This is a genomic window from Citrobacter sedlakii NBRC 105722, from assembly GCF_000759835.1.
GTDB classification, from domain to species: domain Bacteria; phylum Pseudomonadota; class Gammaproteobacteria; order Enterobacterales; family Enterobacteriaceae; genus Citrobacter_A; species Citrobacter_A sedlakii.
Window position 1 is genome coordinate 678,758 of record NZ_BBNB01000001.1, and the last position, 14,979, is coordinate 693,736.

A 14,979-nucleotide genomic window follows, 5' to 3' on the forward strand; every position below is an offset into this window, starting at 1 on the left:
CGGCATGGCGATTTATACCCGTACTGGCGACGCAGGCACTACCGCGCTGTTTACCGGGCAACGTGTCAGTAAAACACACCCGCGCGTGGAGGCATACGGCACCTTAGACGAGCTTAACGCCGCGCTCAGCCTGTGCATTTGCGCCAGCCAGAGCGTACAGCACCGCGCCCTGCTGGAGGCAATCCAGCAACAAATATTCTGGTTTAGCGCGGAGCTGGCGAGCGAAAGTGATGTACCGCCTGCGCAGCAGCGCTACATCAGCACGGAAGAAATCGCCGCGCTGGAAGCCGCCATCGACACCGCGATGGGACGTGTCGCGCCGCTGCGCAGTTTTATTTTGCCCGGCCGTAGCGAAGCCGCCAGCCGACTTCACTTCGCGCGCACGCTGGCGCGCCGGGCGGAACGTCGTCTGGTTGAGCTTTCCGCAGCATTCACCGTCAGACACGTGCTGATGCGCTACATCAATCGCCTGTCGGATTGTTTATACGCGCTGGCCCGCGCCGAAGATCACGACGCGCATCAGACAAAAATTATCCAGGAGGTGACGAAGCGCTATCTGGCGTCGGCTCAGCCGCCTGCCCAAAAGGAACATGTTATGTCGCTTTCGTTTGGCGATCTTCATCAGTTAATCCGCGCCGCCGTGGCGCGGGCAGAAGAAATCAACGTCCCGGTGGTGATTAGCATAGTCGATGCCAACGGGACCGAAACCGTGACGTGGCGGATGCCGGATGCATTGCTGGTGAGCAATGAACTGGCGCCGAAAAAGGCCTGGACAGCGGTCGCGATGAAAAGCGCAACGCACGCGCTTGCCGCCGCAGTCCAGCCCGGCGCGCCGCTTTACGGACTGGAAACGCATATGCAGGGAAAAGTGGTCACCTTTGGCGGCGGTTTTCCGCTATGGCGTGACGGAAAACTTATTGGGGGTCTTGGGATCAGCGGTGGCAGCGTTGAACAGGACATGGACATTGCACAGGCTGCAATTGCGGCAATTAACGTGAGAACACATCAATGAATACTTCTGAACTGGAAACCCTCATCCGGACCATTTTGACTGAACAACTGACGCCTGCGAAAACTGACATAAAGGGCAACGGTATTTTTCAGTCCGTGGGTGAAGCCATCGACGCCGCCCACCAGGCCTTTTTACGTTATCAGCAGTCTCCGCTGAAAACGCGCTGCGCCATTATCAGCGCGATACGGGAAGAGCTTACGCCGCATCTTGCGGACCTGGCGGCAGAAAGCGCCGCAGAGACGGGGATGGGTAATAAAGAAGATAAATTCCTTAAAAACAAAGCGGCGCTGGAAAATACGCCGGGGATTGAAGATCTCACCACCACCGCGCTCACTGGCGACGGCGGCATGGTGCTGTTCGAATACTCGCCATTTGGCGTGATCGGTTCCGTCGCCCCAAGCACGAATCCAACCGAAACTATTATCAACAACAGCATCAGTATGCTGGCGGCGGGCAACAGCGTCTACTTCAGCCCACATCCCGGCGCAAAAACTGTATCGTTGAAGCTGATCGCCATGATTGAAGAGATCGTGTTTCGCAGCTGCGGCATTCGCAACCTGGTGGTTACCGTTGCCGAACCGACCTTTGAAGCCACTCAGCAAATGATGGCGCACCCTAAGATCGCCGTCCTGGCGATCACCGGCGGTCCGGGCATTGTGGCAATGGGCATGAAGAGCGGGAAAAAAGTCATCGGCGCCGGTGCGGGCAACCCGCCGTGCATCGTGGATGAAACCGCGGATATTGTTAAAGCCGCGGAAGATACCATCAACGGCGCCTCGTTTGACTACAACCTTCCCTGCATTGCCGAGAAAAGCCTGATCGTGGTTGAGTCGGTCGCTGAACAGCTTATTCAGCAGATGCAGAGCTTTGGCGCGCTGCTGCTCAGTTCGTCAGAGATCGAAAAACTGCGCGCTGTCTGCCTGCCGGAAGGCGTCGCCAATAAAAAACTGGTCGGCAAGAGCCCGTCGGCGATGCTGGAAGCCGCCGGTATCGCCGTTCCGGCTAAAGCGCCGCGACTGCTGACAGGCGTCGTTAGCGCGGATGACAGTTGGGTCACCTGCGAACAATTGATGCCGATGCTGCCGATCGTAAAGGTTAAGGATTTTGACGCCGCATTATCGCTGGCTCTGAAAGTGGAAGAAGGACTGCACCACACCGCCATTATGCACTCGCAAAACGTGTCGCGACTGAATCTCGCCGCGCGGACGCTGCAAACCTCCATTTTCGTGAAAAATGGCCCGTCCTACGCGGGGATTGGCGTCGGTGGCGAAGGGTTCACCACCTTCACGATTGCCACGCCAACCGGCGAAGGCACGACTTCGGCGCGCACTTTCGCTCGTTCTCGTCGGTGCGTACTCACCAATGGCTTCTCAATCCGCTAATGAGGTGGTGATGAAAACCTTTTCGCTGCAAACGCGTTTATACAGCGGGCCGGGAAGCCTGAAGGTGCTCGGTCGATTTACCCATAAGCACATCTGGATTATCTGTGACGGTTTTCTGGCGCGTTCGCCGCTGATTGAAGCTCTGCGCGACGCGATACCGGCGAACAACCGTATTAGCGTGTTCAGTGAGATCACCCCCGATCCCACCATCGCCACCGTGGCGCAGGGCATCGCCCATATGCAGTCGTTGCGTCCAGACATTGTGATTGGTTTCGGCGGCGGCTCGGCGCTGGATGCCGCCAAGGCCATTGTCTGGTTCAGCCGTCAGTTCGACATCGAAATAGAAACCTGCGTGGCGATCCCGACCACCAGCGGCACCGGTTCGGAAGTGACCAGCGCCTGCGTGATCGGCGATCCGGACAAGGGCATTAAGTATCCGCTGTTTGACAATGCGCTCTATCCGGATATGGCGATCCTCGACCCGGTACTGGTGGTCAGCGTACCGCCAGCAATTACCGCCAATACCGGCATGGATGTCCTGACCCACGCGCTGGAAGCCTATGTTTCAACGCGTGCCAACGACTTTACCGATGCGCTGGCCGAAAAAGCGGCGCAGAGCGTTTTCCAGTATCTGCCGGTCGCGGTGCGTAAAGGGGACTGCCTTGCCACGCGCGGCAAAATGCATAACGCCTCAACGCTTGCCGGCATGGCCTTTAGCCAGGCGGGACTGGGCCTTAACCACGCCATCGCACATCAGTTGGGCGGGCAGTTCCACCTGCCGCATGGATTAGCGAATGCGCTCCTGCTTACCGCGGTCATCCGGTTTAACGCCCACGATCCGCGCGCGGCGAAACGCTACGCGCGCTTTGCCAGAGCCTGCCATCTCTGTCCGGACAGCGCCAATGACACCGCCTGCATCAATGCGCTGGCGCAGCACATTGAGCAGTTAAAAAAAGCGTGCGCGATCCCTTCTCTCGCCGATGCGCTGAAAGAAGAGAAACAGAACTGGGCCCGGCGGATCCCGGCAATGGTGCAGGCCGCGCTGGCAGACGTCACGCTGAAAACAAACCCGAAAGCAGCCGATGCCCGCGCCATTCAGGCACTGCTTGAGGAGATGCTATGAACACCGCGCAGATGGCCGAGATGAATGAAGTGGATGCGCATACTGTTCGCGAACGCGTGCGCGCAGCGGGAATCGTTGGCGCAGGCGGCGCGGGCTTTCCAACGCACGTTAAGCTGCAGGCGCAGGTAGAAATTTTCCTGGTGAACGCCGCGGAATGCGAACCGATGCTGAAAGTTGACCAGCAGTTAATAGCGCAGCAGGCGGCTCGTCTGGTGCGCGGGGTGCAGTACGCGATGAAAGCGACGGGCGCGCGGGAAGGAATTATCGCCCTGAAAGAGAAGTACCAGCCTGCTATTGCGGCGCTACGCCCGCTTTTACCTCCGGCGATGCGTTTACACATATTGCCGGACGTTTATCCGGCAGGGGATGAGGTGCTGACCATCTGGATGGCGACGGGTCGACGCGTGCCTCCGGCGGCGCTGCCCGTCAGCGTCGGGGTGGTGGTTAATAACGTTCAGACCGTGTTGAATATTGCCCGTGCGGTAGAACAGCAGTACCCGGTGACGCGCCGCACGCTCACCGTTAACGGCGCAGTGGCCCATCCGCAAACGCTGACCGTCCCCATCGGCATGTCGCTGCGCGACGTACTGGCGCTGGCGGGCGGCGCCACAATTGACGACCCGGGTTTTATTAATGGCGGGCCGATGATGGGCGGCCTGCTGACCTCGCTGGACACGCCGGTAACCAAAACCACTGGCGGCCTGCTGGTTTTGCCGAAAACCCATCCGCTGATTCAGCGTCGTATGCAGGAAGAGCGCACCGTCTTGTCGGTAGCGAGAACCGTGTGCGAACAGTGTCGCTTATGCACCGATCTCTGTCCGAGACACCTCATTGGTCATGAACTGTCTCCACATCTGCTGGTGCGCGCCGTGAATTTTCACCAGGCGGCGACGCCGCAGTTACTGCTCAGCGCCCTGACCTGCTCAGAATGTAACGTCTGCGAAAGCGTGGCCTGTCCGGTTGGCATTTCACCGATGCGCATTAACCGGATGCTCAAGCGCGAACTGCGCGCGCAAAACCAGCGGTATGAAGGTCCGCTTAATCCGGCGGATGAAATGGCGAAGTATCGCCTGGTGCCGGTGAAACGCCTCATCGCCAAACTCGGGCTGACGCCCTGGTATCGGGAAGCGCCGCTACGTGAAGACGAACCGGTCACAGAAAAAACCACGCTTTTGCTGCGTCAGCATATCGGCGCCAGCGCGGTGCCTTGCGTGCAAAAAGGCGAACGCGTAACGCGCGGCCAGTGCGTTGCCGATGTTCCGCAAGGCGCGCCAGGCGCCCGCATTCACGCCAGTATGGACGGTATTGTCTCTGAAATCACAGAGCAGGCCATCATCGTTGTAAGAGGTTAACCATGTCTCAGGCCATAGGTATTTTAGAACTCACCAGCATTGCCAAAGGAATGGAAACCGGCGACGCAATGCTGAAAAGCGCCAGCGTGGATCTGCTGGTCAGCAAAACGATTTGTCCCGGTAAATTTCTGCTGATGCTCGGTGGCGATGTTGGAGCGGTACAGCAGGCTATCGAAACCGGGACATCGCTCGCAGGCGAAATGCTGGTAGACAGCCTGGTGTTGCCAAACATTCATGCCAGCGTGCTGCCTGCCATTAGCGGCCTCAACAGCGTCGATCGTCGTCAGGCTGTCGGCATTGTCGAAACCTGGAGCGTCGCGGCCTGCATCAGCGCCGCCGACCGCGCGGTGAAAGCCTCAAACGTGACGCTGGTTCGCGTCCATATGGCGTTCGGCATCGGCGGTAAATGTTACATGGTGGTGGCGGGCGACGTTTCTGATGTGAACAACGCGGTGACGGTAGCCAGCGAAAGCGCGGGGGAAAAAGGACTGCTGGTTTACCGCTCGGTTATCCCGCGGCCGCATGAAGCCATGTGGCGTCAGATGGTGGAGGGATGATGGAAAGACAGCCGACCACAGAACGCATGATCCAGGAGTACGTGCCGGGTAAACAGGTCACGCTGGCGCATTTGATTGCAAACCCTGGCAAAGATCTGTTTAAAAAGCTGGGATTGCAGGATGGCGTTTCCGCCATCGGGATTCTCACGATAACACCCAGCGAAGCATCCATTATCGCCTGCGATATCGCCACCAAATCCGGGGCGGTGGAGATTGGTTTTCTTGACCGCTTTACCGGGGCAGTCGTGATAACCGGCGACGTTTCAGCGGTTGAATATGCGCTGAAACAGGTGACGCGCACCCTCGGCGAACTGATGCGCTTCACGGCCTGCCCGATCACCCGGACCTGACGTTATGAAACGCATGATGTTAATCGGCCCGAGTCAGTGCGGGAAAACATCCCTCACCCAGGCGTTACGAGGGGAAGCGCTTCAGTACCAGAAAACCCAGGCTATTGTCTGGTCCGCAGAGACCATCGACACGCCCGGGGAATACCTGGAAAACCGCTGTCTGTACAGCGCACTGTTGGCCAGCGCCTGCGAGGCTGACGTCATCGCCCTGGTGCTGAACAGCGATGCGGGATGGTCACCCTTCTCGCCCGGATTTACCGGACCGATGAACCGCCCGGTGATCGGCATTCTTACTAAAGCCGATTTAGCTAACCCGCAGCGCATCACCCGCGTCACGCAGTGGCTGACGCTGGCGGGCGCGCAAGCGGTATTTGTCACCAGTGCCGTAAACAACAGCGGACTTGATGCACTGTTTGCCTTTCTGAATCAAAAGGAACTTTCATGTCTCACAAAATAATGGCGATTAACGCGGGAAGTTCGTCGCTCAAATTCCAGTTGCTGGATATGCCGCAGGGCGACCTGTTGTGTCAGGGATTAATTGAACGCATCGGTATGCCCGATGCCCGGATCACGCTGAAGGCGAAAGAGCAAAAATGGCAGCAGACCGCGCCGGTGGCCGACCACCGCGACGCGGTGACCCTGTTACTGGAAATGTTAATCAGCCACGCCGTGATCCGCAGCATTGAGGATATCGATGGCGTAGGCCATCGCGTGGCGCACGGCGGTGAAGCCTTTAAAGACGCCGTGCGGATCACGGATGATTCCATCGCGGAAATTGAACGACTGGCTGAACTGGCGCCGCTGCACAATCCGGTCAATGTGCTGGGTATTAATGTGTTTCGCCAGTTGCTACCGAACGTACCTGCGGTAGCCGTTTTTGATACCGCCTTTCATCAAACGCTGGACGAATCCGCTTATATTTATCCGCTTCCGTGGCGCTACTATGAAGAGTTTGGTATCCGCCGCTACGGCTTTCACGGGACCAGCCACAAGTATGTCAGCGCCGCGCTGGCTGAGAAACTCGGCGTGCCGCTCAGCGCCCTGCGGGTGGTGTGTTGTCATCTTGGCAACGGCAGCAGCCTCTGCGCCATCAAAGGCGGTAAGTCGGTCAATACGTCGATGGGCTTTACCCCGCAGTCCGGTGTGATGATGGGAACCCGCAGCGGCGATATTGATCCGTCCATTTTGCCCTGGATAGCCCAGCGGGAAGGCAAAACGCCGCAGCAGCTTAACCAGTTGCTGAATAATGAATCCGGTCTGCTTGGCGTTTCCGGCGTATCCCACGATTACCGCGACGTTGAGCAAGCCGCCGACAGCGGAAATCAACGGGCGGCACTGGCGCTCACGTTATTCGCCGAACGTATTCGTGCGACCATCGGCAGCTATATTATGCAGATGGGCGGTCTGGATGCGCTGGTGTTTACCGGCGGTATTGGCGAAAACTCGGCGCGCGCCCGGGCGGCGATTTGTCACAACCTTCACTTCCTCGGTCTGAATATTGATGAGGAGAAAAACCAGCGCAACGCCACATTCATTCAGGCTGAAAATGCGCTGGTAAAGGTCGCGGTCATCAATACCAACGAAGAGTTGATGATAGCGCAGGACGTCATGCGGATTGCCCTCGCCGAAACGTCCACGCTGGCGGTTTCCGCCTGAGGCGCGCCGCGCACATTGCGGTAAATCATGGTAATAGCGCAATCGCCATGACACTATGCGCCGGGGATGACAGAGCAGAAAGGTGAAAATGTGGCTGTTGCGCAATGCCCCGCTTCGTGCGGAGAACTCATTCAGGGCTGGATTATGGGCAGCGAGAAACTGGTCTCCTGCCCTGTTGACTGGTACAGCACCGTTGAAATCAGCGTCGGTTCGCCGCTGGCGGATGAGCGCCCTCTGTCACGGGCCATGGTGAATACCCTGCTTGCGCACTGGCAATACCCGGACGAACTCAGTCAGGACATTCGCATTGATATTCATTCCACGATCCCCATCGCCAAGGGGATGGCAAGCAGTACAGCAGACATCGCCGCCACTGCCGTAGCGACTGCTCGCTATCTGGGGCGCGCACTGGACGAGACCACCCTTGCGCAGCTTTGCGTGTCGCTGGAGCCCACCGACAGTACCGTTTTTCACCAGTTAACCCTGTTTGATCATAACGATGCGTCAGTGCGCATCGGTTGTGAATGCCAACCGGAACTGGACCTCCTTGTACTGGAAAGCCCGCAGACGCTGCGCACGGCGGATTATCACCGTATCCCACGTCAGGCAGGGCTGGACGCTGGCGCGCCAGCGTTGAAAAGAGCCTGGGAGAAGGTTCAGCAAGCCTGCGCGGAGCAAAATCCATACCGGATGGGCGAAGCGGCAACGTTGAGCGCCATCGCCAGCCAGGCGCTGCTGCCGAAGCCCGACTTTGACGCGCTATTGTCGCTCATGGAAGAGTGTGATTTGTATGGCGTGAACGTCGCACACAGCGGCAGCGTAGTCGGGTTGATGCTCGACAGGCATAAACATGACGTCGAATACGTGAAGTGGCTGCTGAAGAAAAAGAGATTAGCTGAACACTGGCCGGAACAGCATTTGCTACGGATGGTGCACGGTGGCGTGACATGTCAGTGAGGACCAGACGATCCTCACTGCGTCAAGACGTTACTCTGCTTTCGCTTCGCCGTTTTTGAGTTCGCCCATCGCTTTCAGCTTTTTAGAAATATCGCGACGCTCTTTAGAGATTTCAGCATTTTTGATGATGTAGTCATCAACGCGATCTTCATAGTCGCTTTTCATGCTGGCGATGATGCCCTGAATGGCTTCAACGCTCATACCTGGCTTGATGTAGTCGCTCAGGTTGTCCAACAGCAGAACGCGTTTCTGGTTGTCACGGATCTTTTTCTCAACGTCCTGGATTTCACGTTGCAGTTTATTTTTGCGACGGAACAGACGGACAAATTCCAGCACGTCCTGGAAAGATGGCTTGGTAGTTTCCATTTTTACACCCCTGATAATGTGAGATTCGGATTCGTTTAAACTATAGGGCTTACATTACTTTTCGTAGCCATAAATGACAATGGCGACGTCCTTGTTTTCATCATACCCTTATTCGTTGCTGAATCGAAGCAGCACCCGGTTCATTCTCCTCATCTGCTGATTATTTGCGCAGCGCCCGGCAGATAAGATGTGAAAGCAGCTCCAGCTGGCGTGCGGTTTCCAGACTCAACCACACATAACCGTGGATCGGCGTTTCCGCTACATTGCGCTCGTCATGCTGGCGGATAAGCGTCCGCAGTTCATTAACGGTATCATTCAGTTTTCCGTATTGGCAAGGATCGGCTGCGGGTTCCCTTCAAACAGCGCGTGGGTGATGGTCAGCAGCGCCTGCTGCGTCATCTGCTGAGTTTCCCGCAACGTGTGGGCGTTGAGCATCACAAAGTGGCTCGCGCGCGTTGCCCACAGGGCGTTGATTTGCAGCTCCAGCATGCAGACCAGATTGCGATTCACGGTCTGAATGGCTTCGAAAATCGATTTCTGAATGCGCGTCTCTTTGCTGGCCGGCGTGATAAGCCCGCGCATTTTCACCACATCGCTCAGTAGCTGTTGCAGGTGCTTCTCCAGCCTCGGACGTTCCAGCAGATTGGGCGACAGCGCCGCCTGATAAACCCGGTTGTATGCTGTCACGCAGTGCGCCAACTGGATACGCCAGTGAATGAAGGCCCGCTGCGGCCAGATGCCGGTAAACAACATCGCCAGAAGCGAGCCGAGAATGACATCGCCGCCGCGCCACAGCGCGGTCTCCATATCCCCGGCTGGCGCGCCAACCACCACGGCAAGCGTAATGCCGATCAACAGCGCCTGATACGGTTTTTTCCCCAGCGCCAGCCAGCCGCAGAGAAACATCGCCGCTGCGCACCATAACAGCATCAGCGGTAAGGAAAACAGCTCAAGACGCAGCGCCACCAGCCCGAGTACCGAACCAAGAATCGTGCCGCCGATTCGCTCGAAGGCGCGGGGAACCACGTTTCCCCAAAAGGAGATCGGCCCCATGATCACCACCAGCGTGATCAAAGGCCAGGTGCCTTCCGGAATGTTAAACAACCGGACGAGGAGAAAGGTCAGGATAAAGGCCAGCGCAATACGGATGCCATGCACGACACGGTAATGGCGATACAGGCGGATTTCGAAGGGACTCAGCGACTTGTCGGCACGCACTCATGCACTCCGTCAGAAAAACAATAAACGGATTGTACCTGCTTTTACACTGAAAATTTCACCGTAGCGGACAGGACATCTCGCTAAGCGTAGTCTCACTTAGCGCCAGTCCGCCAGGTTTTCGCACTTATTTGACGGCAGGTTGTACGGCGATATACATCTCAATGTCCCAGTAGCCGTCTTTGCAGCCATCGTTAAGATAGACTTCAAAGCACGGTTTGCAGGCCATCTCATACGCTTTGTCCTGCAACAAACTATTGAAGAATTGATACCACGGCGTGGCGAAATCCGTGTCCGTTACGCGGGCAACCGCCGTAGCGTACTGCCCGCCCTCGATTTCGCTAAGCGTAACGCCTTCGCTGTTTTCCGGGATAACGAAATCGGCTGGGACGGACACCACCGTACTGCAGCGCAGTTTCTCTGCGGGAACGTCGTCCGGATTGTCAAAATACACGGCGATCCATTCATCCGTTACGATCTGTTTGCCGTCCACCCACATCATCAGTTGCTCAAAGCCCTGCTTCACCGTTTGTTCCCAGGGTCCCACCAGGTGGAAACCCGCTACGGTTCGCTTATCGACTTGTCTGATCTCGTAGTTCATGTTGCCTCCATTGTTACACTGTATTTATATACAGTGTAACGAAGTCGAAATAACAGCCACAAGTTATTTGTGATTATTATGTGAGCAGAGGCGAACTCCTGCCAGTCTCCTGTCAGGCTTTATGGTGGAAGTAGTCGCTCAGTCGCGAGAACAGGCCGCCCTTGTCAACCGCTTCCAGCGTCACCAAAGGCCAGTGGGCAATCAGCTTGTCGCGATCATACAGCTCGATTTCCCCGACCCGCTGATGGGCGGTGAGCGGCGCTTCAAGCTCTGCTTTATCCAACACATATTTCGCTTTGATGTGCGGAATTTCCGCTTTTGGTAAGGCCATCCAGAAATCCTGCTCGGTGCCCAGCGCAATCTTCTCTTTATCGCCATACCAGATCCGCTCAGCGCCTACCTGCTTACCGCTGCGCAGGATCTGCACCGTATCGAAATTCTGCTGTCCCCAATGCAGCAGTTTACGCGCCTGTTCCTCGCGCCCCTTCGGGCTTTCTGCCCCCATAATGACCGCAATAAGACGCCGCTTGCCATCCACCGCGGAAGCAATCAGGTTAAAGCCCGCGCCAGAAGTATGTCCGGTTTTCAGGCCGTCGACGTTCAGCGATTTATCCCACAGCAGACCGTTGCGGTTGTACTGGGTGATGCCGTTCCAGGTCAGGCTTCTCTCGCTGTACATGTGATAAAACTCAGGTTCGCCGTGAATGATTGCCCGTGAAAGCACGGCCAGATCGTACGCGGAGCTGTGCTGTCCCGGCGCATCCAGGCCGTGAACCGTCTCGAAATGGGTGTCCTGCAAATGCAGCTTCCTGACATAGCTGTTCATCATCGCCACGAACTGCGGCTGCCCACCGGCTACATAGTCCGCCAGCGCAACGCAGGCGTCATTACCGGAATCAACAATCAAACCACGGCTGAGATCGCGCACCGAGACGCGTTCACCTTGTTTGAGAAACATCAGCGAGGAGCCGACAAACACCGGGTTATCTTTGGCCCATGCGTCGCGCCCAACCGTAACCATGTCGTCAGGAGAAATGCGCTTGCTGTCGATGGCCCGGTCAACCACGTAGCCGGTCATCAGCTTGGTCAGACTCGCCGGGTTGCGCTGCTGATGTTCATTTCCGGCGGTAAGGATTTGCCCGGTGGTGTAGTCCATCAGCACCCATGAAGCGGCCTCTACCGCAGGTGGCTGCGGCGCGAAGTCGACAGTGCTTGACGCAAGCGCGGTAGAAAGGTGCGTAGCGAGTAACGAAGCGGCAATAAACAGACGGCGTTTCAACAGCATATCCTCAGGTGTGACAAAAGAGCCGTCCTTTTTACGGAAAATCTGATAAACGAACAGGGATTAATTGCAAGAAAATGTGACGTAAGACACGTTTTGCCACTCAGGCGGGGTCCGCATTTTACCTCCCGCCATTTTATTCGCCTCCTGACAACAGCTCTGGCTGATCGCTCCGCCGAATTTTGCTACTCTGTTGCGTTCAGGCAGCGCGCAACTTTCAGCCACGGAATACATTTTTTTATGAATGACGGTCAGCAGCAACCCACCTTTCTCTTTCACGACTACGAAACCTTCGGCACGCATCCGGCGCTCGACAGACCCGCGCAATTTGCCGCTCTTCGCACAGACAGCGAGTTTAACGTTATCGGCGAACCTGAGGTGTTTTACTGCAAGCCTGCAGACGACTATCTGCCGCAGCCAGGGGCCGTGATGGTTACGGGTATTACGCCACAGGAAGCGCGGGAGAAAGGCGAAAACGAGGCGGCGTTTGCCGCCCGCATCCACGCGCTGTTCACCGTGCCAAAAACCTGCATTATTGGCTATAACAACGTGCGCTTCGACGACGAAGTAACGCGTAACGTCCTGTACCGCAATTTCTACGATCCCTACGCCTGGAGCTGGCAGCATGATAATTCGCGCTGGGATTTGCTGGACGTGATGCGCGCCTGTTACGCCCTGCGCCCGGAAGGGATCGTCTGGCCGGAAAACGAGGAAGGGCTTCCCAGCTTTCGCCTGGAACACCTGACAAAAGCGAACGGGATTGAGCACAGCAACGCCCACGACGCCATGGCGGACGTGTATGCGACGATAGCGATGGCGCAGTTAGTGAAGGCGCGGCAGCCGCGATTGTTTGACTACCTCTACACGCACCGCAGCAAGCACAAGCTGGCGGCGCTGATCGACGTGCCGCAGATGAAACCACTGGTGCATGTCTCCGGTATGTTTGGCGCCTGGCGCGGCAACACCAGTTGGGTCGCGCCGCTGGCATGGCATCCCGAGAACCGCAACGCGGTGATTATGGTGGATCTGGCGGGGGATATTTCACCGCTCCTCGAACTCGACAGCGACGCCCTGCGCGAGCGGCTGTACACCGCCAAAGCCGATCTCGGCGATAACGCCGCCGTGCCGGTGAAACTGGTGCACATCAATAAATGTCCGGTGCTGGCGCAGGCGAATACGCTGCGTCCGGAAGATGCCGACCGGTTAGGGATTAATCGTCAGCACAGCCTCGATAACCTGAAAGTGCTGCGCGACAACCCGCAGGTGCGTGACAAAGTGGTGGCTATTTTTGCCGAAGCGGAACCGTTCGCAGTTTCCGATAACGTCGATACCCAGTTGTACAATGGCTTCTTCAGCGATGCCGATCGCGCGGCCATGAAGATTGTGCTGGAAACGGACCCACAAAATTTACCTGCGCTGGACATCACCTTTGTCGACCCGCGTATTGAGAAGCTGCTGTTCAATTACCGCGCGCGCAATTTCCCCGGCACGCTGGATGAAGCGGAGCAGCAACGCTGGCTTGATCATCGTCGCCAGGTCTTTACGCCGGAATTTTTGCAATGCTATGCCGAAGAGTTACAGATGCTGTATCAGGAATATGCGAATGACAGTGAGAAGCAGGCGTTACTGAAGTCGTTGTGGCAGTACGCGCAAGAGATCGTCTGAAGGTTTCCCTCTGCGCGAACGCAGAGGGAAGCATGGGTCACGCTTTCTGTACGGTGATGCTCCAGGCGGCATCGCCAACCTGTTGGTAATCGGTAATAGTATGCCCCTCTTCCGCCGCCCACTGCGGGATGGCTTCGGTGGCTTGGGTGCAGTCAAACTCGATCACCAGTTCGTCGCCGCTCGCCATTTCCGCCAGCGCCGCTTTTGCTTCAATCAGGGGGAACGGGCAAACCTGCGTTACCACGTCCAGTTTTTTAATCGCCATCATTTATCCTTACGTTTAATTCGCCGCAGCGGTCGCCAGTCGGGCTTTACGCTGCGGTCGTACATACACTATCCAGGATGCGGTCCACACTCCAAGGATCATAAAGGCCAGACCAATCCAGCCCTGCCAGGTCATCATCGCCGTCATCACCAGGCCGTTACCGATCGAGCATCCTCCGGCGATGCTGGCGCCAACGCCCATCAGGATCCCGCCAAACCCGCTGCGTAGCGTGGTTGGCGCATCGGCAGCGCGTACGCGAAATTCCCGGCTGGCTTTTGCGGCAATAAACGAGCCAAGAAAGATACCGAGCACCAGGAACACGCCCCAGTTAAGGAATTTGCTGTCGCCTGCCACCAGGAATTGCAAAATATTGGCGGTCGGCGAGGTAATGCCCAGGCCAAACATCCTGCCGGTCGCTTCGCTCAGCGGCCATGCCAGCAGCGCGATCAGGCCGATAAGGACTGCGGTGACAAACGGATGCCAACGCTTTTCAAACAGAATGTGCGCCAACCCGCGACGGCGCGGCGGTAGCGTCGCTACCTTCAGCTTCGGCTTTTTCAGCTCTTTCGCCACCACCCACAGCGTCAGCACCAGCAATAAGGCAATCAGCGGCCAGACGGAAAGGTTGAGCGTGTCGGCAATCGAATTGTGTTCAGTGCTGTAGGTTTTCAGCGTCTGGTTAAGTCCGCTGGCGTGCGGTGAACGCATTACCGCACTCATTACCATATAGGTAAACAGCGCAATCCAGCTGCCGATCAACCCCTCGCCCGCGCGATACCATGTACCGGTGGCGCAACCGCCCGCATAGACAATACCAATGCCAAAAATGTAGCCGCCCACCACGGTGCCGAGCCACGGAAACGTCCCCGCGTCATAGCTGACAACCCCGGTCTGGATCAGCGTAAACACGCCCACGCTCTGAACGCAGATCGCAATCAGCAAGGCATAAAACATACGGTTGTTTTTTGCGATGTACATGTCGCGGAATCCGCCGGTCAGACAGAACCGTCCGCGCTGCATGACAAAACCCAGCAGCGCACCGCAGAACAGTCCGCTTATTATCATTGAAAGCATAAATTAATTAGCCTGAAGAACATTTGTCAGGAAATTATTCATGACGCGGTTGTTCATAACCAATAACCAAATTCTCTAAATTAGAACGAAAGGTTATTAAGCCGGACAGGAAATAAAAC

At 56.7% G+C, this 14,979-nt stretch carries 15 protein-coding genes and 1 pseudogene; 10 read left to right on the top strand and 6 right to left on the bottom strand.

Annotation, left to right across the window (positions count from 1 at the left end; all coding sequences use genetic code 11):
- Positions 1–4 precede the first annotated feature (4 nt).
- The 9 genes from pduO (at position 5) to CSE01S_RS03410 (ending at position 8,389) form a co-directional block, all read left to right on the top strand.
- Positions 5–1,012 (top strand): two-domain cob(I)yrinic acid a,c-diamide adenosyltransferase PduO, encoded by a 1,008-nt coding sequence (gene pduO, locus CSE01S_RS03370; RefSeq protein ID WP_042284189.1) that lies wholly within the window; start codon positions 5–7, stop codon positions 1,010–1,012.
- A complete protein-coding gene (pduP, locus tag CSE01S_RS03375; protein WP_042284193.1) occupies positions 1,009–2,394 on the top strand; it encodes a CoA-acylating propionaldehyde dehydrogenase PduP in 1,386 nt (461 codons plus the stop codon). The genes pduO and pduP overlap by 4 nt, the downstream gene beginning before the upstream one ends.
- A gap of 10 nt (positions 2,395–2,404) precedes the next feature.
- Positions 2,405–3,517, top strand: a complete 1,113-nt coding sequence (locus tag CSE01S_RS03380) for a 1-propanol dehydrogenase PduQ (protein WP_042284197.1) — start codon at positions 2,405–2,407, stop codon at positions 3,515–3,517.
- Complete coding sequence (locus CSE01S_RS03385) at positions 3,514–4,869, top strand: 4Fe-4S dicluster domain-containing protein (RefSeq protein ID WP_042284200.1); 1,356 nt, start codon at positions 3,514–3,516, stop codon at positions 4,867–4,869. The genes CSE01S_RS03380 and CSE01S_RS03385 overlap by 4 nt, the downstream gene beginning before the upstream one ends.
- Before the next feature lie 2 nt (positions 4,870–4,871).
- Positions 4,872–5,426 (top strand): propanediol utilization microcompartment protein PduT, encoded by a 555-nt coding sequence (pduT, locus tag CSE01S_RS03390; RefSeq protein ID WP_042284204.1) that lies wholly within the window; start codon positions 4,872–4,874, stop codon positions 5,424–5,426.
- Complete coding sequence (gene pduU, locus CSE01S_RS03395) at positions 5,426–5,776, top strand: propanediol utilization microcompartment protein PduU (protein WP_042284206.1); 351 nt, start codon at positions 5,426–5,428, stop codon at positions 5,774–5,776. The genes pduT and pduU overlap by 1 nt, the downstream gene beginning before the upstream one ends.
- A gap of 4 nt (positions 5,777–5,780) precedes the next feature.
- On the top strand, positions 5,781–6,233 hold the full coding sequence (gene pduV, locus CSE01S_RS03400) for a EutP/PduV family microcompartment system protein (protein WP_042284208.1): 453 nt from the start codon (positions 5,781–5,783) through the stop codon (positions 6,231–6,233).
- Positions 6,218–7,432 (top strand): acetate/propionate family kinase, encoded by a 1,215-nt coding sequence (locus CSE01S_RS03405; protein ID WP_042284211.1) that lies wholly within the window; start codon positions 6,218–6,220, stop codon positions 7,430–7,432. Before pduV ends, CSE01S_RS03405 begins: the two co-directional genes overlap by 16 nt.
- 90 nt (positions 7,433–7,522) lie before the next feature.
- A complete protein-coding gene (locus tag CSE01S_RS03410; protein ID WP_042284753.1) occupies positions 7,523–8,389 on the top strand; it encodes a GHMP family kinase ATP-binding protein in 867 nt (288 codons plus the stop codon).
- 30 nt (positions 8,390–8,419) lie between these two features.
- Here the strand turns inward: CSE01S_RS03410 and CSE01S_RS03415 are convergent, their stop codons facing one another.
- The 4 genes and pseudogenes from CSE01S_RS03415 to dacD all read right to left on the bottom strand — a co-directional run bounded on the left by CSE01S_RS03415 (position 8,420) and on the right by dacD (position 11,859).
- Positions 8,420–8,755, bottom strand: coding sequence for a DUF496 family protein (locus CSE01S_RS03415; RefSeq protein WP_032939582.1), 336 nt, complete (start codon positions 8,753–8,755; stop codon positions 8,420–8,422).
- A gap of 160 nt (positions 8,756–8,915) precedes the next feature.
- Positions 8,916–9,973 (bottom strand): annotated as a pseudogene (locus CSE01S_RS03420) (FUSC family protein).
- A 127-nt stretch (positions 9,974–10,100) separates the two neighbouring features.
- Positions 10,101–10,574, bottom strand: coding sequence for a DNA gyrase inhibitor SbmC (gene sbmC, locus CSE01S_RS03425; RefSeq protein WP_042284214.1), 474 nt, complete (start codon positions 10,572–10,574; stop codon positions 10,101–10,103).
- Positions 10,575–10,686: 112 nt separating this feature from the next.
- The gene (gene dacD / locus CSE01S_RS03430) at positions 10,687–11,859 is read right to left on the bottom strand and encodes a serine-type D-Ala-D-Ala carboxypeptidase DacD (protein ID WP_084588970.1); all 1,173 of its coding nucleotides are present in this window, start codon (positions 11,857–11,859) and stop codon (positions 10,687–10,689) included.
- A gap of 237 nt (positions 11,860–12,096) precedes the next feature.
- On the opposite strand from dacD, the gene sbcB reads away from it, so the two are divergent.
- Positions 12,097–13,521, top strand: coding sequence for an exodeoxyribonuclease I (gene sbcB / locus CSE01S_RS03435; RefSeq protein ID WP_042284217.1), 1,425 nt, complete (start codon positions 12,097–12,099; stop codon positions 13,519–13,521).
- 37 nt (positions 13,522–13,558) lie between these two features.
- On the opposite strand, the gene tsuB is transcribed toward sbcB, so the two are convergent.
- Both tsuB and tsuA read right to left on the bottom strand, forming a co-directional pair.
- The gene (gene tsuB, locus CSE01S_RS03440; RefSeq protein WP_042284219.1) at positions 13,559–13,786 is read right to left on the bottom strand and encodes a thiosulfate utilization sulfurtransferase TsuB/YeeD; all 228 of its coding nucleotides are present in this window, start codon (positions 13,784–13,786) and stop codon (positions 13,559–13,561) included.
- Positions 13,787–13,801: 15 nt separating this feature from the next.
- A complete protein-coding gene (gene tsuA / locus CSE01S_RS03445) occupies positions 13,802–14,860 on the bottom strand; it encodes a thiosulfate utilization transporter TsuA/YeeE (RefSeq protein ID WP_042284222.1) in 1,059 nt (352 codons plus the stop codon).
- Positions 14,861–14,979 lie beyond the last annotated feature (119 nt).

What these genes read in the sequence shown, in the direction of transcription:
- pduO (WP_042284189.1), top strand. Translation starts at nt 5, where the DNA reads ATGGCGATTTATACCCGTACTGGCGACGCAGGCACTACCGCGCTGTTT.
- pduP (WP_042284193.1), top strand. Translation starts at nt 1,009, where the DNA reads ATGAATACTTCTGAACTGGAAACCCTCATCCGGACCATTTTGACTGAA.
- CSE01S_RS03380 (WP_042284197.1), top strand. Translation starts at nt 2,405, where the DNA reads ATGAAAACCTTTTCGCTGCAAACGCGTTTATACAGCGGGCCGGGAAGC.
- CSE01S_RS03385 (WP_042284200.1), top strand. Translation starts at nt 3,514, where the DNA reads ATGAACACCGCGCAGATGGCCGAGATGAATGAAGTGGATGCGCATACT.
- pduT (WP_042284204.1), top strand. Translation starts at nt 4,872, where the DNA reads ATGTCTCAGGCCATAGGTATTTTAGAACTCACCAGCATTGCCAAAGGA.
- pduU (WP_042284206.1), top strand. Translation starts at nt 5,426, where the DNA reads ATGGAAAGACAGCCGACCACAGAACGCATGATCCAGGAGTACGTGCCG.
- pduV (WP_042284208.1), top strand. Translation starts at nt 5,781, where the DNA reads ATGAAACGCATGATGTTAATCGGCCCGAGTCAGTGCGGGAAAACATCC.
- CSE01S_RS03405 (WP_042284211.1), top strand. Translation starts at nt 6,218, where the DNA reads ATGTCTCACAAAATAATGGCGATTAACGCGGGAAGTTCGTCGCTCAAA.
- CSE01S_RS03415 (WP_032939582.1), bottom strand. Translation starts at nt 8,755, where the DNA reads ATGGAAACTACCAAGCCATCTTTCCAGGACGTGCTGGAATTTGTCCGT.
- sbmC (WP_042284214.1), bottom strand. Translation starts at nt 10,574, where the DNA reads ATGAACTACGAGATCAGACAAGTCGATAAGCGAACCGTAGCGGGTTTC.
- dacD (WP_084588970.1), bottom strand. Translation starts at nt 11,859, where the DNA reads ATGCTGTTGAAACGCCGTCTGTTTATTGCCGCTTCGTTACTCGCTACG.
- sbcB (WP_042284217.1), top strand. Translation starts at nt 12,097, where the DNA reads ATGAATGACGGTCAGCAGCAACCCACCTTTCTCTTTCACGACTACGAA.
- tsuB (WP_042284219.1), bottom strand. Translation starts at nt 13,786, where the DNA reads ATGGCGATTAAAAAACTGGACGTGGTAACGCAGGTTTGCCCGTTCCCC.
- tsuA (WP_042284222.1), bottom strand. Translation starts at nt 14,860, where the DNA reads ATGCTTTCAATGATAATAAGCGGACTGTTCTGCGGTGCGCTGCTGGGT.